The 3,462-nt window shown below is 44.8% G+C and carries 3 protein-coding genes; all 3 read left to right on the forward strand.

Annotated features, from left to right (window positions below; translation table 11 throughout):
• The first annotated feature begins 115 nt into the window (after nt 1-115).
• From IE090_RS17670 to IE090_RS17680, 3 genes are read left to right on the forward strand one after another with little or no spacing between them, the layout of a single operon-like run.
• Nucleotides 116-490, forward strand: coding sequence for a hypothetical protein (locus tag IE090_RS17670; protein WP_189390440.1), 375 nt, complete (start codon nt 116-118; stop codon nt 488-490).
• Entirely contained in the window at nt 487-2,355 is a 1,869-nt protein-coding gene (locus tag IE090_RS17675) for a hypothetical protein (RefSeq protein WP_189390441.1), read from the forward strand. The genes IE090_RS17670 and IE090_RS17675 overlap by 4 nt, the downstream gene beginning before the upstream one ends.
• Nucleotides 2,342-3,364, forward strand: a complete 1,023-nt coding sequence (locus IE090_RS17680; RefSeq protein ID WP_229815827.1) for a hypothetical protein — start codon at nt 2,342-2,344, stop codon at nt 3,362-3,364. Before IE090_RS17675 ends, IE090_RS17680 begins: the two co-directional genes overlap by 14 nt.
• Nucleotides 3,365-3,462: the final 98 nt, after the last annotated feature.

A 3,462-nucleotide genomic window follows, 5' to 3' on the forward strand; every position in this document is an offset into this window, starting at 1 on the left:
GCAACACCGATTGAATTTGAAAAATGTGCTTAGAAAAGTGTCCGGTTTGGGTTGACCACAACACGATATTCCTGACTTTGCCGAGTTTGAGTATCTTAATGCGAAAGGTGAGCAAGTGAACAAAAAGTTTGTACCCTTCGTAGTCGAGATACCGACTCATGTACCCATTGCGAAAGGCCAGTTAACGTTTGTTTACTCTGGCTCAGACCCTCTTCTGGTGCAAGAAGCGAATGATCCTGCCAAAGAAGGTAAAAAAATCTACACTCCAGCGCCTGGCAGTCAGCGCTTGTGGAGGAAAAATGCCGATAAGAAACGTAGCCCGAAAGGCTTACAGCAAGGAGGAGACTATCTGACTCCAAACACGGGCTTCACGTTGGAGGAGCTGGGCTATAGCGACAACAAGCGTGTTCAAACCTTGTATATCGAAGCTTTGCAGCGTAGTGACTTCCGCGGGGCGCGAGTGGAATTGGTGTTGGAGTACGATCAATGAAGGCTGTTTATCATCTTATTGCTCTTTTGCTCTCAGTGCTAAGTTGGCTTTGTATTACAGGCTTTGCTCACCGAGAAACCAGTGTTTTAGAATACACAGCCATTGACAGCGAACTAACGGTAGAAGCGGCGGTGCCAACCCCAATGGAGTTGGAGGCCGACCAGGATGTTGAGTCAGATCAGCCAGAGCTGGACATCTACTGGACCGTGGGTGGCATGCGTTTAGGCTTGTTGTTTGATGAAGACGATCTAACGGAAGAAGAGCGAGCATTGAACCCGGTACGTACTTGGGTGTTCAGTGTTCCTGGGCGTGTGTGTCGAGCCCACTTACCCAGTGACTCGTGTCAGGACTTGCCTTCTGATACGCCGTACAGTCTTGATAGTGCAGTAACACCAGAAATCGATAACTTTAAAGTCTATTGGGAACCTTTAAACTGGGACTTGGACTTGTCGGTAGATGTCGAGGTCACTTACGATTTTAGAAATCGTGTTGTTGAAATTCCTATGGATGGCAATGTTTTTACGGTGGATTTTCCAGAAAGGAAAGAGCAGTTCCGTATTGCCAATCGTGTTATTGGCCCTGCCGCTGACGGTGAAGAGCCATTGCAAGGCAGTGACGTGGCCATGCTTGAGCAAATGCTGTGGCAGTTGGGATACGGGCCGAATAATAGTAGGCGTAAAGGAAACTATTCTATTCGAAAAGCTGATGATCGGAATGTATTTGACGTTGGTTGCAACGTTGGAGGATGTTCTCATCGGTCGAATCCGGAAACCAGTATGGAATGGATGGCTTGGAGATTTAAATTTGCCAATGAACTTACTGCTAGAGGAAATGTATCGGGAGAGGATGTAACCTTGGAAAGCACAGCCCTGGATCATCAAGCCATAAGTGTCCTGAAAAAACACTGGGAGGACTATTTTCAAGCATATCTTAATAATAGTGGTTCACCTATTATTAATGCAGGCAATCAAACACGTTTTGTAAGTTGGTTGGAGGCTTCGGATGGATGGCAACTGGGCGATGTCGAAATATATACTTCCGGAGGTGTGTCAAGAAGTGATATTCTAAATTCGATCGCTTCTAAAGAAAGTGGTGACTCTACTCGTTTATCCTCTGGTATTCACTGGGGTGCGGGTGGATCAAATGATACGCCATTTCGAATTAACCAAGGTTCTGCAGACTCTTGGGCTAGCTTTGGTTTCTCGCAGATTAAGTCTAGGTATATCTATGGGCAATTTTTTGGTGCTAGATCTGGATCAGATCCCTCTGCTTGTGAGGAGTTGAATGGCCATAACCCCTATTCGCCAGATGGTGCATTGGAATCTATTGTGCAGTTTTCCATGGGCCGAAATGGGAGTTGTGGTAGGTCATTCAGGCTTGCCTTGAGTGGCCAGTATACTGCTAGCTATCAGCAGGTTAATGGAGCGAGAATCGTGCGTATAGAGGGTGATTCATCTCGGGATGTGCCTGTAAATTCGAATGCACTTATTGATGATGGCTATGATCGGTTATCTAAAGCTATTGGAGCTTATAATCAGGGGGCGGGAGTCTTTGGTAATGTGCTGTCATGGCCAGGGATAATAAAAGACTATAGTGGATACTCTGGCAGTGATGCGGATATTATTGCTATGAGAAAGGCAGTTGCATACTCGCTTAGAGTGAAAAGAACAGCTGGATTTTCACTTAGGAACTACGTCTGGCAGACGACAGAAAGTAGAAATCCTACGCCGAGCTGGCCAGCTGATAGCTTTAGTTACTGTTTTACTTTTGGTGAGAGTAATTGGGGGGAGAGCTGGTCGCAAGCCAGGTCTAGAGCTCGCGAAATTGTACTTAATTCTAATGGTTTGCAGAATGGGTGTGACTGAAATGTATGTGAAAAGAAAGCTTTTGGTGTCTATTTTTTTAGGGTTTTTAGTGGGGGCTTCCAATTCTGAGGAAGCTCAAATGAGTACCATCCTTAATTTTGAGTATGTGGGGGTTGAGCTATCTTCGGTGCCAAGAAAGATACAGCTGACAGAAGAAGACGATGTACGTATCCAGGATTTCTATGACAGCGAGTACGATGGTTTTTTTGAGTACATGAATTATGGTGCTTACCAGTTTGGTTCTCGACTGTATGTCAAAACTTATATGACAGTAAAGGATGATGCTTTTTCTAGGTGGGTCGCTGTGCAGGAGGAAAGGCTATCTCGCGGCCTTAGAACTCGTGAAACTAGCTTTCATGATTTGATATATATAGATGCTGGTGATGCTGTTTACTCTGCGAATACCGGCTTCGATCACAAGGATCGGTATTTGAATTCTTCAGCTCTGGGGTGCTTGCAAGACCACTTTATCTTCCGTATGGATGTGAATGGAGATTCTATTGGTGAGTTTTTTATGGTTAAAGGGTATGAAAGTGGTGTCGACTTCCGCTTCGCAAATTTTAATCATAGTCAGGTTTATCTGGTCTCTGGAGGTGGAGTAGTTCTCTTTCGCCAGTGGCTGAAAAATATCGATTATTCAGTGTCGGGAGCAGTGGTGTCGGGGTTGGCGGAGGGGCGGTTTGATATTGTCGATTATGATGGTTATGAATCAATGGTTGAAAAAAATCGTTCGGGGATAAAGCGTTATTTTAGTTTGTTCTTCTTTGTAGATCCTGAAAGTGGTGATCAAGGTGTGCTTTCTTGGAATAAGATTTATCGCAACAAAACCGATAAGCCTAGCAGGTTTGAGTTTTCGAATGAAGAGTTCCAGTGGGCTAGGGGGAATGTTATTGGTGGTGTTGGGTTTCATCAAGAAAGCATTTCCAGCGAGCTTGCAAAGCAGTTGCTATCCCGTGACAGCCTATCATTTGAGGATGGCCTGAATGAAGCAAGGCTCTGTAAAATCTGACTTAGGTTAGAGTGGTTATCGATAGCTACTAAGACATTGTTGTGGTCAACCCAAACCGGACACTTTTCTAAGCACATTTTTCAAATTCAATCGGTGTT

The organism is Bacterioplanes sanyensis (assembly GCF_014652515.1).
Taxonomy (GTDB): domain Bacteria; phylum Pseudomonadota; class Gammaproteobacteria; order Pseudomonadales; family Oceanobacteraceae; genus Bacterioplanes; species Bacterioplanes sanyensis.

Bases quoted from the DNA above. Each gene is read 5' to 3' on its own strand.
- IE090_RS17675 (WP_189390441.1), top strand. From the start codon at position 487: ATGAAGGCTGTTTATCATCTTATTGCTCTTTTGCTCTCAGTGCTAAGT.
- IE090_RS17680 (WP_229815827.1), top strand. From the start codon at position 2,342: ATGGGTGTGACTGAAATGTATGTGAAAAGAAAGCTTTTGGTGTCTATT.